We start from the raw sequence: 19,846 nt of genomic DNA on the forward strand, positions 1-19,846 counted from the left end.
TTATCCTGAGAGGGACAGAAAGAAAATAAAAACATGGAGGTATATCCTGATATGAGAAAAATAAAAAGATGGAAACAGGGAATCGCCGTTGCCGGAGTGATCGCACTTACCGGCAGCCTGTTTGCCGGATGTGGCGGTGCAGATGGAAAAAATTCCGGAAGCAAAGGAAAAACAGGAAGCAGCAATCAGGCAGGAAATGCAGATACAGCAGATCTTGTGAATGTAAATACTGACAATTCAGATGGCAAAAAAACAAAAGATGAGAGCACAAAAGCAATGGGACGTTTTCTGGAAAATGATCTTACAGTACCTGAAAACAGCCAGTTTCTGAGAGATGTCAAAGTACTCGACTCAGGTGCATTGCGCATGGTTTATTACAGTACAGCAGATAACTGTTATTATGCAGCAGATTCTGCAGATAATGGAGAAACCTGGACGAATGGAAAAAGTCTGGAAGAACTGTTGGGGCTTAAGGAGAATCTGGGAGAATATATCAGCGTTGTCTCTGCAGCAGCGGATGGAAGTATACTTGTCGGGGCAGATCTGTCTCCTGACAGGGACAATGAAAATGCACAGACAACAGCCGACAGTGGGGAAGAGGATTCTGCGTATGACAACCTGAAAATGGAATTTTTCTATCTTTCCCCTGATGGAAATGTACAGAAAGTTGATACCGGAGATACGCTTCAGTCTTCCTATACATTTCAGGCATGTTTCACAGAGAATGGGACAGTTCTTATCGTAGATCCCGATAATGGCGTAGCAGAGATCAATCCTTCAGATGGAAGTCTGGTAAGAAGATATGAGGAAGGAATCAATGTTGATTTTATCGGAACAGCAGGAAAAATGTTGTTTACCATTCAGGATCAGACTCTTCACGGATATGATCTGGATACTGGAAAACCACTGGACAATATCAGCGCGCTTACAGAGCAGATCCAGTCTGATGAGCAGGATGTCAACTGGACAACAACCAGCAGTTTTCCGCTTATGTTCTTAAAGGGAGATGAGGATAACAGCCTTTTTTATATTGATCATACCGGTGTTTACAGATATGTTCTGGGAGGCAGCACAGTGGAACAGATAATCGATGGTTCCTTGAATTCGCTCAGTTCACCGGATACAGGAACTGTAGCATGGGGACAGGACAGCGATGGAAATTTCTATGTGGGCTGTAATGCAGGCGAGGATATCAGAATTTATTCCTATGTATATTCCAAAGATACCCCAACGACACCGGATACAGAGCTGACAGTTTATTCCCTGAAAGACAGTAACTTCATAAAACAGGCAGCAGTGCTTTTCCAGAAAAAATATCCGGATATTTATGTGAATATTGAGGCGGGAATGTCAGGAGATGATTCCGTCACAGATACGGATGCGTTGAAAGTGCTCAATACAGAGATCATGGCCGGAACAGGACCGGATGTTCTGCTGCTGGATGGAATTTCAGAGGATACCTATATAGAGAGAGGAATGCTGGAGAATTTAAGCGGGGTATTAAAAGACGAAGATATCCTGCCAAATATCAAAGATGCATATACAAAAGAGGATGGAAGCATTTATACCATGCCTGTCAAGTTCGGCATTCCGATGATAGAGGGAAATAAGGATATCATCGCCGGAATTACGGATCTGACAACAGAGGCTGATGCAGCGGAAAGCCAGAAAGACAGCTATGGAAAACTGAAATTTTTCAGCTCTTTTTCCATATCACCATCCTGGCTGATACAGGGAACCATAGACAATAGTACATCGGCATGGATGAACGAGGACGGAACCCTCAAAGAAGATGCACTGAAAGAATATCTGGAGCAGGTAAACAGGATCTGGCAGACTCAGAAGGATGCGATAGAAGAGACAAAGAAAGCTTACCAGATGGGTGATGACTGGGCGAATTCAGATCGTTCCGGATATACAAATATTGCAGGATCGATAACGGATCTGCTTGTAAAAGTCAATACAGTGGCGGCAGGCGGTCTGCTTTCACCGGAGGGTCTGGTGTATCTGGATTCTGCAAAAAAAGTAGATCCGGATCTGGATTACAGACTTCTGAACGGACAAAGCGAGAATTGTTTCTATCCAAGGAGCATTGTGGGAATCAGTGCAAAGGCATCTGAAAAAGAAGCGGCAGAGAAGTTCGTAAAGTTCCTGTTTGAAGAGGAATCCCAGAGAGCAAGCAATGATGAAGGACTGGCTGTAAACAGCAAGGTTTATGAAGATATGGCTTACTGGAAAATGGGAAAATCCAGTGGAGATACCATTGGCTCGATCGAAACCTCTTATGATACGGGAGATGGTAATATCAAACAGCTTGAGATGGACGAGATCATTCCGGAAGATGAAGCAATACAGAACATCATGGATCTGGGAAAAACACTTACTGTACCTGCAAAGAGTAATCAGATCATCCGAAATGCAGTAACGGAATCCGGTGAGAAATACCTCAATGGAGAAACGGGGCTGGATGATGCTGTGAAAGAGATCATGCAGGAAGTAAATCTGTATTTATCTGAATAAGCGGCTGTCTGCTGCTGATTACCCAATACTGCAAGGTAAGGGAGTTTAAGAGAATGAAGATTAATTTAAAAGAACACTTATCTTTAACAGAGAAACGGAACGCAAAATCAGATTTGCTGTTTAGTCGGAAACGAAATCGCAGAAGATCTGCAGCTTTCAGAAATACAGAAAAAGGTCTGGCTTTTATTCTTCCGAGTTTTGCAGGTGTCTGCATTTTCTGGCTGATCCCGTATGTGGATGTGATCCGCAGATCTTTTTGCGGGGCAGTGAATGGAGAATTTGTGGGGATAGAGAACTACAGGACGATATTTGCAAACAAAGCGTTTCGTCTGGCAGCAGGCAACACACTTCGGTTCTTCGGAGTGTGTGTGCCGCTGCTGGTGGTATTGTCTCTGATCATAGCAGTCCTGCTTGCAGGGCAGAAAAGATTTACGCAGATTCTGAAAAGTTTCTTTCTTCTGCCAATGGCAATCCCTGTAGCATCAGTGGTACTTCTGTGGAGACTGCTTTTTGACGATCAGGGCTTATTGAATCACCTGCTTCATATGTTATCTGTTCAGACGACTGACTGGATGAATACAGGTGCTTCTTTTTATGTACTGGTGATCAGTTATATATGGAGAAATCTTGGATATGATGTAGTGCTCTGGATGGCAGGATTGTCTGCCATTCCGGCGGCACTTTACGAGGCAGCAAAAGTGGACGGGGCAGGGGAGTGGAAATGTTTTACGAAGATCACACTCCCGAATCTGCTCCCGTCCCTTTTTACGATCGTGGTACTTTCTGTACTCAATGCATTTAAGGTTTTCCGTGAGGCATATCTGGTGGCCGGTGATTATCCGCAGGAAAAAATGTATCTGCTTCAGCATCTGTTTAACAACTGGTACAGGGACCTGTCGCTGGATAAGATGTCGGCTGCGGCAGTGGTGACCGGACTGGTGATTTTTCTGCTGATCCTGGGATTGTGGAAAGCCTGGGGGAAAGGCGGGGCAGAATGAGAAAAGTTATGCAGATATTCCGTATCAGGAAGATAGGAAGCCTGCTCCTTGTACTCCTTGCACTGGTGGCAGTATTTCCGGTATTTTTTTCAGTTACAGGATCACTGATGGGGCAGAAGGAATTAAATGATCTTCTGGGGGCGGTACTGACAGCAGACAGTGGATCTGCTTCCGGTCAGGCAGTCAGTTATGTATTCTGGAGAGTACTTCCGCTTTATCCGACGCTGAGATCCTATGTGAAAGTCCTGCTGGATTCTCCGGAGTTTTTTGTGATGTTCTGGAATTCCGTAAAGATTACTGTCGGAGTTCTGGCAGGGCAGATCCTGGTGGGAGTACCGGCAGCGTGGGGATTTGCCAGATATCGTTTTCCGGGAAAAAATCTGCTGTTTATGATCTATGTGGCATTGATGATGATGCCCTTTCAGGTAATGATGCTCAGTAATTATCTGGTTCTGGATCAGATGAAACTTCTGGATCATCTGTGGGGGATTATTCTTCCGGCGGCCTTTTCCACGTTTCCGGTTTTTATCATGTATCGTTTCTTTGAGAGTATTCCGGAGGCACTGATGGAATCTGCGCGGCTGGACGGGGCGGGTGAGCTGCTTATTTTTATCAGAATCGGAATCCCTCTGGGTTCTGCGGGTATCATTTCGGCACTGGTTCTGGGATTTCTGGAATACTGGAATCTGATCGAACAGCCAATGGCATTTCTGAAGACCAAAAGTCTGTGGCCGCTGTCTCTGTACCTTCCACAGATCGATATCTCCCAGACAGGAAAGGCATTTGCGGTATCTGTTCTGGTTCTGATCCCGGCAGTGATCGTTTTTCTGGCAGGGCAGGATTATCTGGAACAAGGGATCATATCCACGGCAATCAAGGAATAGAGCGACAGAAACGAGAGGATTTATCTATGAAGAAAATAAAACTGATAAAAATTCTGGCAGGATTTTTTGCCCTGATGCTTTTGTTTACTTTTCTGTCCAGGGCGGCAGATTCGGTGAATGTAGCACAGGTAGAGACAAAAACAGCTCAGAATCAGGTGATCACGCATGAGGTGACCGGCACAGGTAAAGTGATGGGAACCAGAGAACGGGCAGTTTTTACCCAGGAGGGACAGAAGGTGGAGCAGGTTTATGTGCAGGAAGGACAGAATGTGAAAAAAGGGGATGCGCTGCTGAAGTTTTCTGTAAAATATCTAGAAAAAACCATAAAGGAAAAACAGGATGCCATAGATGTTCTGCAGGGGAAGATCAATGATCTGATCAGTGCAGAGTCTGTGAATCAGCAGAAGAGAAATAATGAGTTTTCAGATGCACAGGAAAATTATAACAGTGCGGTTTCCAGCGGAAATTACAGTGTGCAGGCGGCACAGAATGAGGCAGCCATAGCCAGACAGAAGCTTCAGGATTATTACGCACAGCGGGATGCGGCGCAGAATGACGTACAGGATAAGATACCGGATGAGGAGAAGTTCAGTGATTCCAGCGAGTTTGATGATCCGGGAAATACAGACGATTTCGGGAATACAGATGATCCGGAGAACTCCGATGATTCCGGAAATACGGATCGCACAGATGGCGAAGGGAATAAAAATACATCAGGAAACGGCGACAATTCGAATGCGCAGGACAATTCTCAGGAGCAGGCATTGATTGATGATATCCGGGCGAAAGAGGAGGCGGTCAATGAAGCCATGCTCAGCCGCAGAAGAGAACTTCAGTCAGCAGAGCAGGCAATCCGGGATACGCAGATCGGTGATGCTTCGGATTCCACGCTGGAGAATACGCAGGCGGAACTTGAGACTGCGCAGAAAGATCTGGAAACGTTGCAGAAAGTGCTGGCACGAAAGGGAAAAGTGAAAGCACCCTGTGATGGTGTGATAAAGAGCCTGAGTGCAGTGACAGGAAGCCAGACAGGAGCGGAAGCTGCGGTTGTCCTTTATGAATCCAAAGGAACCTTTCGGTTTCAGGCAGAGGTCAGCAAAGATGATCTGAAATACATAAAGAGTGGCGGAGAGGTAATTTTAAAAGGTGCGGATGAAAAAGAGATTACAGGAGCGAAAGTAGAGTCTGTGAAAGAGGACAGCAGTAATGAAAATCAGTACATTCTTTCTGTACAGGTACCGGAGGGAACTCTTTCCATAGGAGATACTGCGGAATTTACAATTTCTCAGGATGCAGGTCCTTTTAATGTCTGTGTTCCGCTGAGCGCATTGTATGAGGAAAATGGCAGATACTATGTTTATGTGACAGATACACAGAACACCGTCCTGGGTGAGGTACTGGTAGCGCGAAAAACGTATGTGAATGTGAAAGATAAAAATTCTTCCACTGCTGCGCTGGAGAACGGGGATTTATCAAGTGACCAGAAAATCGTGACTTCCAGTGACAGAGAGATCGGCAGCGGCAGCCGGATCAGGCTGCTGGAGGAATGAGTGTCAGAAGTCAGAGTGCCTTTTTAAGGAAAGCCGGTACTCTGACTGTGTGGCTGATTATTTTCTGTATTTATTTTCTGGGAGTCTATAATTATGTGCAGATCAGAAATGATACAGCAGTATCGGTGTTTCTGTCCGCAGCTTATCCTGACAGGAAAGGAGCAGAAAATATCCTGAAGCAGGAAAGAAAAAGTGAGAAGCCTTATGATGTATGTTTTTATGCAGATGCAGGGTTGAGGGAGATTTCTGCGAAAGAAGGAAACCGGCAGGCACAGGCGATGACTGTGTATCTTAAGGGAAATCCCGCAGGGTATGACTGGCAGGCAGCAGCTCTGACAGAAGGTGATCCGGATGGCTGCGTGATTGATGGTACAACTGCCTGGGAGCTCTTTGGCAATAAGGTTCCGGGTGGTCAGATTCTGTTTCAGGGACGTACTTATACTGTCAGGAAAGTTGCGGACTGGGGACAGAAAATTTTGGTTTTCGGGGCGGCTTCTGCGGATGATACCGAGACGGAACTTTTTTATAATCGTTTGTTTATCAGAAGGAGAAATGGAGAAACCGAAGAAAGTACAGTGAACGGATTTCTGATGAAATACGGACTTCAGGGAACTGTGGTATCCTCGACTTTACCGAAAAATGCAGGACTGGCGGCATTACTGCTGCTTCCGGCGGTTCTTTCTGGCAGTCTGTGGACGGAAATAAGCAGAGAAAAAAAGAACTATACAGTGAAAGATACAGAGTACTGGTTCTGCAACCTGCTGTACAGTGTAATGGCAGGGACGGTGGTCTGGCTTCTTTTTACACATCTGACCTGGCCGGAGGGATGGATTCCGTCAAGGTGGTCTGACTTTGGGTTCTGGAAAGAAAAGGTGAATCAGGCTGTGGCAGAATTTAAGCTGTATCTGATGCTTCCGAAGACGGTATCCCAGACGGAAGGTATGATTCTTGGCGGGAAAACGGTTTGTGCAGGAGGGGGTTCCTGTTTTCTGTATTTGTTGCGGAAAGTATATGAAAAGGGATATGACAGAATCTCTGACAGAGGAAGGCGAGGGAAGGATTTTCCAGTGGAGCAGAATTAAATCCGTGAAAATGTCAAAAAAAGAACTTAAACCTGAATTATTCACGGAACAGTATCTGAACTGATAACTGTACCATGAATCTAAAAATTGATCCATGCAGCTATAACATCACTCAATTAACCTGTCAAAAGGGTATAAAATCCCTCTGGCAATGTTCTAAGCAGTTATTAGGCTGTCAAGGTTCGTTAATAGTTGCTATTCCAACTGTACATTCAGCTTACCGATATTTGAAAATGTCTCATAGAATTCATCCATTTGGATAGCAGGTTGAAATAATAGAAGCCGATATTTTATTTCAGTAAAACTGGAATAAAATATCGGCTTTGAAAGGTTAATTTGAAATATTTTCAATCTGTCATTGCTTTGATGGTTCGTGGAGGCCAGCTTCCTTTTGGAGCTAATATAGGATCAATTAAAAATGTTTTTCCACCATAATATAAAAAAATAGTGGCATTTCGTATTTGCTGAAGGTACATGAAAATGTTCTCCTGTTAAATGATATTTTGTAAGTTGTTTTCTATAGATATCCGCTGATAGTAGATATCTATGATATCCTGTAAAGTAATCGTATTCATTTTTTCTTCGGCAGTCTTTTGAATTTCATTATAAAATCCCTGCAAAGATAACTGAATGTTAATGCCAATGCCACATTCTGGATTGGTATGAGTATCTAAATGAAGCAATGGTTTATCACCTTCAACTGCTTTATAAATATCCAGCAATGTAATCTGATCTGCTGGTTTTGAAAGAGAAGGACGGGCATGTCCGGCTACACTGGTCATAAGTCCGGCTTTTTTTAGTTTTAACATAAGCTGGCGTACAAATCCGGGATTTGTATGGACACTTTCTGCAATTGAGGCACTGGAGAGAGATTTTTCCTTGTTGATGGCAATCAGAACCATCACATGAACAGTATCGCTTAATTTCGTTGAGTATTTCATGATAAGAAACTCCTTGTAGTATGATATAATGATTTTGGTTTCACGTTTTTGAGGCGAAAATATTTCTGGTTTGTCAAAAACATCCCAAGTTCTCAACAGCTCTTTTTAATGTGTTGAGAAACTGTACATATTTTTTATTTTGATGATTGTAAATAATATAATTACAACTATAATGAAATTTAAAGGAAAAGTCAACATAGTAATAAAACTTACGGAGGATTGTATAATATGCTGATTGTGGACAAATTAAAAGGAAATTTATATACCAGAATCAAAAAACATATGACTAAAAAAATGTATCACCTTTATTATCGTGAAAACAGGGAAGCTTCACAGTCTAAAGAAGAATATGAAGCAAATTTATTAAGAGCATACCGACATTTAGACGCATGCAGATTCAAAAATAAGGGATGGCCATGTCCAACATGCCCAAGTTGCTGTTTTTGTGGAAAAGATTATGAAACTATGACTGAGGTAATGGATTTTACCCGGGAATGGATGAAAGAGAATCCGGACAAAGCCAGATTTATGAAACCACCCAAATTCTTGCATAAACATTGATTATTATATGATGCGATAAAATGTTTGCAAAGGAGAAGTTATGGAATACAAAAATCAAACAGAAAATCGTGCATTTCAGGAAATGCTGCTGGCAGCAGTAAAACGGTTACAAAATCGTTCTGGAGAGGAGATTGCTGCAAAAAGTGGGGCTGTTTTTCATAGCAGCCGAAATGTGCTTGAAGTACTGAGTTTTTATGAAACGATTGAAATTCAACTCCCTGAGTTTCGTATTAACTCAAACATGGACGAATGGCATTATCTGACATTGCTGCATTATCTGGACATGGCCGATGGAACAGAAGGCTCACAGAAGCTCGTTACTTTTGGTAACCTGAAAGATGGATTGATTCGAGGAACCAAGTTTGACCGGACTGCAGAGCAGAAACTGGAAAAACTTTTGCAGGACAAAGAGCCTGAGAAAATTCAGAAAGCATGTACAAGTCTGGGTGCAGAATTCACAGAGACAAAGGCGGATCTGTGTGCTGTTTTTCCAGTTCTGCCAAGATATCCGGTAACTTTAAAGATATGGTTTGCGGATGAAGAATTTCCTGCATCGGGAAAACTATTTCTTCAAGATCATGCCGATCATTATCTGAGTGTAGAAGATGCAGTAACAGTTGGAGAAATTTTACTGCAAAAATTATCGGAAGCATTTTCTTCTCTCTGATCATGAATCAGAAAACTTTCCAGTCCGGCTTTGATAAATTTGTCGATTACTGTCTGAATCTGTTTCCAGTCATTACAGTGATTGCGGAGCATCAGTCTGTTGATGGAAAGGCAGCCATTCATTTGAAAATAAAAAACCGATTCTGCCTGTTCAAAGGTCAGGAGGCTGTGTGACATAAGCCAGGTCACATAGCCTTCTTTTGTATTTTCTGCTATTTTTTCCAGAAGAATAGGGGCAATTGCATCATCCAGAAACAGTGCCCTGTATTGTGATTCCATCTGTATTTTCTGACAGAACGGATAGGAACAGCTTTTTTGATTTAGACAGAATAAATGATCTACAGTTGTTAACATATCCTGAGTCATATCATTAAAAATATCTGATAATACATCATGGATATCGTAGTAATGAAGATAAAAAGTGCCACGGTTGATTTCAGCATTTTTGCAGATCTCTGTAACTGTAATTTTCGTAAAACTTTTCTGCTTTAACAATTCTAAGAACGTATCTTTTATGGTTTGCCTGGTATAGCGGGTACGGCGATCTTGTTTTCTCGTTTTTTCTGACATTATATACTCCTGTATTAGTTAGTATCATATAATTTCTCAACAATTTTTCTGATGTGTTGAGTAACCATACAAATCTCACAGATTGATTATTGTAATTTATATAGTAACAACTATAATGAGGTTTAAAGAAAAAGTCAACAGATTGTTCAGAATTTTAGGAGGAAAAACATGGGACATGTAATTGCAGTATCAGGAAAAGGTGGCGTAGGGAAAACAACTCTTTGTGGATTGTTGATCCAGTATTTATGTGAAAGCGGAAAACGTCCGGTCCTGGCGGTGGATGCAGATGCAAATGCAAATTTGAACGAAGTGCTCGGTGTTGAGCCGGAGGTCACACTTGGGGAGCTGAGAGAGGAAATTGAGCGGGCAGGTGTAGATCCACGATATCAGATTCCATCTGGTATGACGAAACAGGCATATCTGGAAATGCGTCTTTCTGATGCGATTGCGGAAGAAGATGATTATGATCTGATGGTAATGGGGCGAACCCAGGGACAGGGCTGCTATTGCTTTGTAAATGGTCTTGTACAGACCCAGGTTCAGAAACTGCAAAGCCATTATCCATATATTGTGGTTGATAACGAAGCAGGTATGGAACATATCAGCAGAGGAATCCTGCCAATGATGGAAGTTGCGATTCTTGTAAGTGACTGTTCCAGAAGAGGTGTTCAGGCAGCCGGACGTATTGCAAAGCTGATGAAGGAGTTAAACTTTAAACCACAGAAAACTGGATTAATCGTGAATCGTGTTCCGGATGGAAAACTGGATGCCGGAACTCTGGAAGAAATTCGAAATCAGGGACTGGAATTGTTAGGGGTTGTGCCACATGATGACCAGGTATATCAGTATGACTGTGATGGAAAGCCGATCATACAGCTTCCGAAAGATTCTCCTGTAAGAAGTGCACTGGGAGAAATTGTAAAGAAGTTGGGATTGTGAGTTGGAGGATTGAAAGTTTGAAGATTGAGTAAACAGAAATATTATCTGATTTGGCATAACTAATTGTAAAGAAAGGAAAATCTTCATGAGAAATCATTGGGCAGAAATAGAAAAATATTTAGAAGACCAGAAGATAGCGCAGGAACTAATTGGAGAACTGAGAGATTTTCACATGCGTTATGAGGTAGAGGATCAGGTAAAGGAACGGGTAGAAAAACCGGATATCCTGTTTTATGGGAAAAAGATTCTGGAAATGTCAATAGCAGCGCTTCTTCAGGGAGATAACCTGTTACTTTCCGGTGCGAAAGCTACAGGGAAAAATGTACTATGTGAGACACTGGCATGGATATTCGGAAGACCGGAATACGACATTTCTTTTCATGTAAATACAGACAGTGCCGATCTGATTGGAACGGATACCTTTATAAATAATGAGGTTCGCCTTCGGAAAGGCCCCATCTACCAATGCGCGGAATTTGGAGGGTTTGGAATCCTGGACGAAATCAATATGGCAAAAAATGATGCGGTTTCTGTACTGCATGCCACACTGGATCATCGGCGCAGAATCGATATTCCAGGATATAACAGGATTTTACTTCATCCGGCAACACGATTTATCGGCACGATGAATTATGGCTACGCAGGTACCAGAGAGCTAAATGAAGCATTGGTTTCAAGGTTTATGGTAATTGATATGCCTGAAATGGATGAGGATAGTGTCCTTTTTGTATTAAGACAACATTTTCCAGATGGGGAAAAAAGTGCACTGAAAGCTTTTGCAGGACTGTTTCTGGATTTGCAGATCAAAGCTTATCATGGAGAAATCTCAACAAAATCTCTTGACCTGAGAGGACTGGTTTCTGCTGTAAAAGCAACAAAAAGCGGACTTTCTCCAATTGATGCAATCCAGATGGGGATCATAAATAAAAGTTTTGATGTATTTGAAAAAGAGATCATAGAAGATGTGGTTTCTACCAGAATCCCATCTTCCTGGACCGGAAAAGACATATGGGGGTAAACTTGTATGGAGGATGTCAGATGGCCGGCGAAACAACTGGAAGAACATCGTCTGGAGATCAGCAATCGTATCAGAAATCTTTTTTGGACAGTCAGTGGTGATTATGATATGGAATTTGAACCGGACACAGAAAAATATGTTTATTCAAAACAAACGGTTCTATATGAGGCAGTGAAGCAGGGTGCCTTTGCACGATATTTTGATCAGAAGAAACTTGGCATGTATTTGATGAAAAAATTACATTTTTCTGCTGGAGAAGATATACTTTTGCCTCTTGCTGGATTATGCATGGATGCTGCTGTGGAGCGTTTTATCATTCGAGAACGTTTGGGAACAAAGGAAATCAGAGAACAGGCGTTCAGAGAATTGGAAAAGGCCGAGAAAGAGCAGGTATCAGACAAAGCTGGAACAGACCTGATTCACAGGATTAGGCTTCTGTATATAAGGCATGTTCTGGAGAACACAGACGATGAGGGAATGGATCCACAGGCAGAGATTGCATTGTACAAGATTCTTTCTCTGAAGGATGCGGAAAATACGGAAGATGTCATAAACGTGATAGATGAGATTTATAATCATGTTCTGGATCCCTCTTTTGAAAAAAGGAATGGAAATCTGGAGAAGATTCTGAATTTACCGGATATGGCATTAGCCAATGACGCGTGGCAGGAATGCATGACGGATGAACAGATGGAAGACATCATTCAAAAATATCTTTCTAATCTCAAAAAAAAGATGATGAGTCTGGATATCAGAAACAAAAAGAAAAAAAGATTTTATTTCTCTCCGGAAAATGAAGAAGTTCCGGAAAGCTCGGAGAATATAAATCCACAGGCAGTGCGACGGATACGGGAATATGTGGAACTGAATTACGGGAAATCGTATCTGAGTGAATCGGAGCAGGCCAGAATTAGCCGGAAATTTTGTACAGGAATCCACAAAAACTGTATCCTGTATCTTACAGATGGAATTTTACAGAACCCTGTCATAAAAAATAATCAATACCGTTTTTCTCAGCTGCAGTTTGAAAAAAATAAAGCCTATTATGGAAATAATCACTGGATCATCAAAAGAAATATTTCTGTGTTGGCAGAGTCACTGAAACGGGCATTTATAATCCGAAAGGATGATTCTGTCAGCAGATCTGATGCAGGGCAGCTTGTTCCTGAAAGGTTATGGAAAATTGGAAGAACAGACGATGACAAGTTATTTAATAGAAAAAAGAGAGCAGAAGATTCTGAGTTTGTAATAGACGTCCTGATTGATTCCAGTGGTTCCCAAGCTGGCAGACAGGCTCAGGTAGCGGCGCAGGGATATATTATCAGTGAAGCATTAAGCCAGGCAGGAATTCCTCATCGGGTGACAGGATACTGTGCTTTCTGGGGATATACAGTACTTCAGAGATTTCGGGATTATGAAGATCCAAGGGAAACAAATGAAAGAATCTTTCAATTTCGGGCGTATGCCAATAACAGAGATGGGCTTGCACTGAAAACAGTCTGTTCCTCTCTCATGGAGCGACCGGAAAAAAATAAGATTTTAATCGTATTAAGTGATGGAAAACCCTGTGATATGAGCATACAACGACCAGGAACCCGCCAGCCCAAGATCTATGACGGAGAAGGAGCTGTGAAAGATACTGCATATGAGGTGCGTCGGGCCAGAAATCAGGGAATTTTCGTAATTGGTATTTTTGTAGGGAATGAAGAAGAGCTCTCCGTGGAAAAGAGAATCTATGGAAAAGACTTTGCCTATATTCGTAATATCAGCGATTTTTCCCGTATGGTAGGAACTTTTTTGCGAAGACAAATTGATATGGAATGAAAATGGAGAAATCACTATGGGAAAAATTGAATTTGCCAATTGCCAGGATGTAAGAAATCAGAAAAAGATACAGGAATTAGATTGTCCACACTGTCATGAACCGGGAGGCATTGAAGCCTTTGTGAAAGACGGGATACTCGCAGAGGACGGAGTATGTGATAACTGCGGATATATTCTTCCAGAAGGAACAGAACTGGAGGAAGTGGAGTAAGAAGTATTTAAGGAGATAAGAGATGAAAATAGCAGTTTGTGGAAAAGGTGGATGTGGAAAAAGTACAGTAACCAGCCTTTTGGCTAAGGCTTTAGCCAGACGAGGAAAAGAAATTTTGGTAATTGATTCCGATGAATCTAATTATGGTCTACACCGACAGCTAGGTATGAAGCTTCCCAGAGATTTTACAGACTATTTCGGTGGTAAGCAAAATGTTTTAAATGATATGATGTTATCAAAATTTACTCATCAGTTTTTTGAGGAAACCTGGACAATAGATGATATACCGGAAGATTATTATAGTCTGAAGGATGGTGTAAAACTGATGAGCAGTGGAAAAATTCATCAAGCAAATGAAGGGTGTTCTTGTGCTATGGGAACTGTTATGACTCAATTTATCCAAAATCTCAGGCTTACAGAAGACCAATTTGCGCTAATGGATATGGAGGCTGGTATTGAACACTTTGGACGTGGAATTGATAACGGTGTAGATTTGATATTGATAATTATAGATCCATCCTATGAATCCCTACAGCTTTCCAAAAAAATCGGGGAATTATCGGAAAGTATTAGAAAACCATTTTATTACGTTCTCAATAAAGCAACAAAAGAGAATCAGGAAATGATGTATGAAGCTGTATGGAATTCAAGTCGAGTCGCTGTATCTCTTAGTGCGGATACTAGTATTATGAGAGAGGGACTGATGGGGAAAGAACTATCAGAAAAACCAGATGCTATTGAAAACTTAACAGAATTTCTACTTTCTATTTAAAGAATGAGGAGATTTACTGTGGATATATGATAAAAGAAAACCAGATTATACAGATATAATTTGTAATATTACATCCACTTGACGCAAGGGAGATGCAGTGATATACTGGAACAAAAGTTATTTATAAAATAACAATAAAACCTGGGACTATATTGTGTGATTGATCCAGTTACAAAAAATGCAATTCTTGTGGAGGGTATGGGATGATACAGATTGCAATTGTGGAAGATGAAGAAATTTACGTAAAACAATTAACAGAGTATATCCGGAAATATCAAACGGAAAGGGGAAGATCAATAAAGGTTACGGTATTTGGTGATGGAGAAGATATCACTGAGAATTACAGTGGCGGTTTTGACATTATTCTGATGGATATTCAGATGCGGTTCATGGACGGTATGACAGCAGCAGAAAAAATCCGTCAGATGGATCAGAAAGTAATTATTATGTTTATTACAAATATGATTCAATATGCAGTACGTGGATACGAAGTTGATGCAATGGATTATGTAGTAAAACCAGTTGAGTATTTTTCTTTTTCGCAGAAACTGGATAAAGCAGTTGGTCGTATGCGTTCTGAGGTTAAAGAATTTCTTACGATTCCGATTGGGGAAGGAGTTGTAAAGATAGATATAGCAGATATCTATTTTATTGAGGGGCAGAGACATAATGTAATTTATCATACTTCGAGAGGAGATTACTGTTCAAGAATTACGATGAAAGAACTCGAAGAAAAACTTGCGGTACATAATTTTTTTCGATGTGCAAAGGGATATCTGGTAAATATGAATCATGTAGAGGGATTTGTTGGTTCTGATTGTGTGATCCATAATGTACATATACCTGTCAGCAGAACCAGAAAAAAAGAATTCATGAATCTGCTTCTGCAAAACCTCAATATGGAATGATTTCATGCGAAATGGAGAATACTATGTTATATCAGGATATTCCAAGAATTTATACGGCAATAGCAGAGTGGGGATCATGTTTGGTTTATCTTTATATCCTAAAAAAAGAAAACATGAAATCTGTACATTTTCTTATAGGCAGTCTTTTCATGTTGGCAATGCAGAGTATCTTTCTGACTTTGACAGGCAGCGTAACTGAAATTTTGTGGGTTCCCTGTATGATGATCGCTGCAGGTATGATGTATGGATTTCTTATGGTCGGAGGAAATATGAAGCCTCTGGGAGCGGCTTATTGCTGTGCCCGTGCATTTGTTCTTGCTGAGTTTGTAGCTTCGCTGCAGTGGCAGATTGTATCTATTGTACAGGCATGGGGGAATCAAAGCATCTGGGTTGAAATTCTGATCACGATGGTTATTTTTGGAGGCTGCTTTACTATTAATATTTATTTAGAAAAAGATCTCCTGAAGCAGAATTATCTTGAACAGATGACAGTAAAGGAAGTAGCAGCGGCGGCAATCATGGCTGTTGCAATCTTTGCTTTTAGTAATCTGAGCTTTTTAAATGAAAATGCACCATTTGCTAGCAGAGAACGTGCAGATATTTTTTCTATCAGAACACTGATCGATTTTGGAGGAATTGCAATCCTGCATGCTTATCAGAGCAGGATCAGTGAGTATGTTGCCGAGAAAGAACTTTCAGTAATGAACGTGATGCTGAAAAGCCAGTATGATCAATACCGAAATTATCAGGACAGCCTGGATCTCATACAAATGAAATACCATGATCTGAAACACCAGATAACGGGACTTCGTGCGGAATCAGATGAAGAGAAACGAAAAAAATGGATTGATTCCATGGAAAAGGAAATCGCTGCTTTTGAAAATATAAGCAGAACGGGGAATCAGGTACTTGATACGATTTTGGCAGCTAAGATTTTCCATTGTCGAAAAAATCATATACAGATTACCTGTGTGGCAGATGGAAAATTATTGGATCATATGCATGTAACAGATATATGTTCTATATTTGGAAATGCTTTGGATAATGCGATTGAACATGTAATTTTGATTCCAGATCCGGAAAAAAGACTGATCCATCTGACAGTATCCGCTCAAAAAGGATTTGTGTTCATCAAGATAGAGAATTATTGTGAAGCAGAAATTTCCAAAAATGAAGAGGATCTGATTACAACAACAAAAAAGGATAGTAAAAACCATGGTTTTGGATTGAAGAGTATTCGTAAAGCTGTAGAAAAATATGATGGTTCTGTAGTATTTGGAGTACAGCAGAACTGGTTTGAATTAAAGATTCTTTTACCCAGAGTATTGTAATGCTCTGGGTATTTTTGTTGCCAAGCATACGACAAAAAGGTCCGGTGGACCTTTTTTAGTATTTTGTGCCATATTTGCTGCATCTTGTGCCAAAAACGGCACGAAATAATAACCATGTTATAGTAATGTCAACAGGAAATGATACCTGAAAAAGACAAGAGAGTCAAAGGAGGAAAAAAGAGAATGATCAGTGTTGAAATGGAAGATGTTCTGGCGGTATTACAATTATGCAAACCGTATATTATCGGTATTATTGCTGCACTTGTAATTGGAATCGTAATTATGATCGCATGCCGCAGGATGTCCAGGGGCAAAAGATTTCTGATAAGAGGAGAAGCTGCGATCGCAATGGTTCTTGCAGTTGTTGTCTGCGTGAATATGATCTGTTTTGGACCAATGTCTACGTTGATTGGACTGGCAACGGGAAATGGAACTTTAAGCGATGAAACAAATGAAGAAGCTGCGGAAGTAGCAGAAGAAATTATGGAAGACGGAATTGTTCTTCTGAAAAATGAAAGCCTACTTCCTTTAAATGAAACAAAAAAACTGAATATTTTTGGCTGGGAATCTATTAATCCGGCTTACGGAGGAGCTGGTTCCGGTGGAATTAATGATCTGTATGATATTGTCAGTCTGAATCAGGGACTTGAAAATGCCGGATTTTCTATTAACCAGGAACTGGTTGATTTTTATAACAATTATGGTGCAGATAATCCAGAAATGTCTATCCAGAAACAGAGCTGGACATTACCGGAGCCACCTGTAGATACTTACAGTGATGAGCTTATTAAAAGTGCGAAAGAGTATTCTGATGTGGCAGTTGTGGTTCTTTCCAGAAAAGCAGGTGAAGGTCATAATGATATTCCTATGGATGTAAGAAAAGCAGCATATGATAATAATTCAGATGAATATGATGATTTTCCTGAGGGAGAGCATTATTTACAGCTTTCACAAACTGAGAGAGATATGGTGGATATGGTTTGCTCAAACTTTGATAATGTGATTGTGGTTTATAATGGAGCAAATCAGTTTGAACTTGGTTTCGCAGATGAATATCCTCAGATTAAATCTGTTGTATGGTGCCCCGGAACGGGAAATGTGGGATTTAATGCACTTGGTAAAGTATTTTCAGGTGAAGTCAATCCTTCCGGAAAAACACCGGATACATTTATTTATGATATGACGACTGCTCCGTGGTGGAATAATGCAGAAAAAACGGAGTATACAAATCTGGCAGATATGGCAGTTGAAGGAATGAACGCAGGAACTGCGCAGGTGTATGCTCCGGCATTTACCAATTATGTGGAAGGTATTTATGTAGGATACAAGTACTATGAAACAGCTGCACAGGAAGGTGCGATTGATTACGATAAGACTGTACAGTATCCATTTGGATATGGCCTGAGTTATACGGAATTTGAACAGAAAATGGGTGAACTGGAGGAAAAAGACGGACAGATTTCTGTAGATGTAGAAGTAACCAACACAGGAGATGTTGCCGGAAAAGATGTAGTAGAAGTGTATTATAACCCACCATATACAAATGGCGGAATTGAGAAAGCTTCTGCAAATCTGATCGAGTTTGCAAAAACAGATCTGCTTCAGCCGGGAGAATCTCAGACCGTTACAGTTACATTCAGTATAGAAGATATGGCCTCTTATGATGAGAATAATGCAAAAGCGTATGTTCTTGAAAAAGGCGATTACGTGATCTCTATTAACAGTGATTCACACACTGTGCTTGATCAGAAAACTTATACTGCAGATGCTGATGTAGTATATGAGGGAGAAAATAAAAGAGCATCAGATGATATTGCAGCAACAAATGTATTTGAAGATGCAAAAGGCGATGTGACATATCTGTCACGTGCTGATCATTTTGCAAATTATGAAGAGGCTACAGCAGCACCGGCATCTGCAGAACTGGGCGAGCCATATGCTTCTGAATATCATCTGAACAGTAATTTTGATAAGACTACATATCTTAATGATGAGGATGTAATGCCGACAACGGGAGCAGATAACGGACTTACATTAGCTGATATGCGTGATGCAGATTATGACGATCCTCGTTGGGAAGAACTTCTGGATCAGCTTACTGTTGGTGAAATGGCAAATATGATTGCAATGGCTGGTTATCAGACAGCAGCCATGGATTCTGTGGGAAAAGTGGCTACACTTGATTTCGATGGACCAGCAGCAATTAATAACAACTTTACAGGAGTTGGTTCTATTGGATTTCCAATTGAAGTTGTGGTTGCTTCCACATGGAATAAGGAACTTGCACAGGCCTGGGGTGAATGCATGGGCAAGATCAGTCAGGAAATGGGCGCAGAGGGCTGGTATGCACCAGGTATGAATACTCATAGAACCGCATTTGGAGCAAGAAACTATGAATACTTTTCAGAAGATGGAGTTCTTGCAGGAAATATGGGAGCAAAAGCAGTAGAAGGAGCAAGAAAATATGGAGTTTATTCTTATATTAAACATTTTGCTCTGTATGAAGGAAATGCCAAAATGGTAAGTGCCTGGTCGAATGAGCAGGCAATACGGGAAATCTATCTGAAACCATTTGAAATTTCTGTAAAACAGGGTGGCGCAAATGCAGTTATGGTTTCCTGGAGCTTCCTTGGAGATAAATGGACTGGAGAATGCAGTAACCTTATGAATACAGTCCTCAGAGAGGAATGGGGATTCAGGGGAATGGCGCTTACAGACTTCTTCCGAAACAATGGTCATGGATTTATGAATGCAGATGCAGCTTTGGCAAATGGAGTAGATGTAATGTTGTCCACATTCAACGGAGAAGAGAACAATGTAGCCAATCCGGAGCATCCGACATCTGTACTTCAGATGAGAAATGCCTGCAAAAATGTCATGTATACAGTTGTAAGCAGCTGGGCTTATGATGGAGAACACGAAGAAACAGGTATGGAAAACTGGAAAAAAGCAGGAATTGGTATCGATATTGTAATAGTACTTTTCATGGCAGGAATGGAAGTACTGGTAATCAGAGGATATAAGAAAAGAAAGAATGCTGAATAAGGATGAAAGTGGGATGGAAAACAGTT

Annotated in this window: 18 protein-coding genes; 15 read left to right on the forward strand and 3 right to left on the reverse strand. The window is 41.0% G+C overall.

Going from position 1 to position 19,846, the window contains the following annotated elements; genetic code table 11:
• Positions 1-51 precede the first annotated feature (51 nt).
• The 5 genes from H8Z82_RS07550 to H8Z82_RS07570 are packed head-to-tail and all read left to right on the forward strand — an operon-like array spanning position 52 to position 7,034.
• Complete coding sequence (locus H8Z82_RS07550; protein WP_186994755.1) at positions 52-2,520, forward strand: ABC transporter substrate-binding protein; 2,469 nt, start codon at positions 52-54, stop codon at positions 2,518-2,520.
• A gap of 53 nt (positions 2,521-2,573) precedes the next feature.
• Complete coding sequence (locus tag H8Z82_RS07555; protein WP_186994757.1) at positions 2,574-3,518, forward strand: carbohydrate ABC transporter permease; 945 nt, start codon at positions 2,574-2,576, stop codon at positions 3,516-3,518.
• The gene (locus H8Z82_RS07560) at positions 3,515-4,402 is read left to right on the forward strand and encodes a carbohydrate ABC transporter permease (protein ID WP_226852677.1); all 888 of its coding nucleotides are present in this window, start codon (positions 3,515-3,517) and stop codon (positions 4,400-4,402) included. Before H8Z82_RS07555 ends, H8Z82_RS07560 begins: the two co-directional genes overlap by 4 nt.
• A gap of 26 nt (positions 4,403-4,428) precedes the next feature.
• Positions 4,429-5,952: an HlyD family efflux transporter periplasmic adaptor subunit gene (locus H8Z82_RS07565; protein ID WP_186994758.1), complete on the forward strand. Its 1,524-nt coding sequence runs from the start codon at positions 4,429-4,431 to the stop codon at positions 5,950-5,952.
• On the forward strand, positions 5,949-7,034 hold the full coding sequence (locus H8Z82_RS07570) for a hypothetical protein (protein ID WP_186994760.1): 1,086 nt from the start codon (positions 5,949-5,951) through the stop codon (positions 7,032-7,034). The genes H8Z82_RS07565 and H8Z82_RS07570 overlap by 4 nt, the downstream gene beginning before the upstream one ends.
• Before the next feature lie 347 nt (positions 7,035-7,381).
• On the opposite strand, the gene H8Z82_RS17550 is transcribed toward H8Z82_RS07570, so the two are convergent.
• Both H8Z82_RS17550 and H8Z82_RS07575 read right to left on the reverse strand, forming a co-directional pair.
• On the reverse strand, positions 7,382-7,510 hold the full coding sequence (locus tag H8Z82_RS17550) for a hypothetical protein (protein ID WP_279289717.1): 129 nt from the start codon (positions 7,508-7,510) through the stop codon (positions 7,382-7,384).
• A gap of 15 nt (positions 7,511-7,525) precedes the next feature.
• Entirely contained in the window at positions 7,526-7,975 is a 450-nt protein-coding gene (locus H8Z82_RS07575; RefSeq protein ID WP_186994810.1) for an Rrf2 family transcriptional regulator, read from the reverse strand.
• Positions 7,976-8,212: 237 nt separating this feature from the next.
• On the opposite strand from H8Z82_RS07575, the gene H8Z82_RS07580 reads away from it, so the two are divergent.
• Together H8Z82_RS07580 and H8Z82_RS07585 are read left to right on the forward strand one after the other, a co-directional pair.
• Positions 8,213-8,536 carry a hypothetical protein gene (locus H8Z82_RS07580; protein WP_330607878.1) on the forward strand — a complete coding sequence of 108 codons (324 nt, stop codon included), beginning with the start codon at positions 8,213-8,215 and terminating at the stop codon, positions 8,534-8,536.
• Between the two features lie 40 nt (positions 8,537-8,576).
• Positions 8,577-9,203 carry a DUF3786 domain-containing protein gene (locus H8Z82_RS07585; RefSeq protein ID WP_186994762.1) on the forward strand — a complete coding sequence of 209 codons (627 nt, stop codon included), beginning with the start codon at positions 8,577-8,579 and terminating at the stop codon, positions 9,201-9,203.
• Here H8Z82_RS07585 and H8Z82_RS07590 read toward each other — a convergent pair.
• Positions 9,125-9,772, reverse strand: coding sequence for a TetR/AcrR family transcriptional regulator (locus H8Z82_RS07590; protein ID WP_117593155.1), 648 nt, complete (start codon positions 9,770-9,772; stop codon positions 9,125-9,127). The two genes, H8Z82_RS07585 and H8Z82_RS07590, sit on opposite strands and share 79 nt — an antisense overlap.
• A gap of 168 nt (positions 9,773-9,940) precedes the next feature.
• Between H8Z82_RS07590 and H8Z82_RS07595 the strand changes: the two genes are divergently transcribed.
• The 8 genes from H8Z82_RS07595 to H8Z82_RS07630 all read left to right on the forward strand — a co-directional run bounded on the left by H8Z82_RS07595 (position 9,941) and on the right by H8Z82_RS07630 (position 19,820).
• A complete protein-coding gene (locus H8Z82_RS07595; protein WP_019162592.1) occupies positions 9,941-10,711 on the forward strand; it encodes an ATP-binding protein in 771 nt (256 codons plus the stop codon).
• Between the two features lie 85 nt (positions 10,712-10,796).
• Positions 10,797-11,729, forward strand: coding sequence for an AAA family ATPase (locus tag H8Z82_RS07600; RefSeq protein WP_019162591.1), 933 nt, complete (start codon positions 10,797-10,799; stop codon positions 11,727-11,729).
• A 6-nt stretch (positions 11,730-11,735) separates the two neighbouring features.
• Complete coding sequence (locus H8Z82_RS07605) at positions 11,736-13,553, forward strand: cobaltochelatase CobT-related protein (protein ID WP_186994763.1); 1,818 nt, start codon at positions 11,736-11,738, stop codon at positions 13,551-13,553.
• Between the two features lie 16 nt (positions 13,554-13,569).
• Entirely contained in the window at positions 13,570-13,764 is a 195-nt protein-coding gene (locus H8Z82_RS07610; protein ID WP_118247149.1) for a hypothetical protein, read from the forward strand.
• A gap of 22 nt (positions 13,765-13,786) precedes the next feature.
• Positions 13,787-14,536, forward strand: a complete 750-nt coding sequence (locus H8Z82_RS07615; protein ID WP_019162589.1) for an ATP-binding protein — start codon at positions 13,787-13,789, stop codon at positions 14,534-14,536.
• 203 nt (positions 14,537-14,739) lie between these two features.
• Positions 14,740-15,444 carry a LytR/AlgR family response regulator transcription factor gene (locus tag H8Z82_RS07620; RefSeq protein WP_019162588.1) on the forward strand — a complete coding sequence of 235 codons (705 nt, stop codon included), beginning with the start codon at positions 14,740-14,742 and terminating at the stop codon, positions 15,442-15,444.
• A gap of 113 nt (positions 15,445-15,557) precedes the next feature.
• Positions 15,558-16,775: an ATP-binding protein gene (locus H8Z82_RS07625; RefSeq protein ID WP_243176419.1), complete on the forward strand. Its 1,218-nt coding sequence runs from the start codon at positions 15,558-15,560 to the stop codon at positions 16,773-16,775.
• A 183-nt stretch (positions 16,776-16,958) separates the two neighbouring features.
• The gene (locus H8Z82_RS07630; RefSeq protein WP_186994767.1) at positions 16,959-19,820 is read left to right on the forward strand and encodes a glycoside hydrolase family 3 C-terminal domain-containing protein; all 2,862 of its coding nucleotides are present in this window, start codon (positions 16,959-16,961) and stop codon (positions 19,818-19,820) included.
• The last annotated feature ends 26 nt before the right edge of the window (positions 19,821-19,846 follow it).

The sequence above is a fragment of the Blautia difficilis genome, from assembly GCF_014297245.1.
In the GTDB taxonomy this organism is placed as follows: domain Bacteria; phylum Bacillota; class Clostridia; order Lachnospirales; family Lachnospiraceae; genus Blautia_A; species Blautia_A difficilis.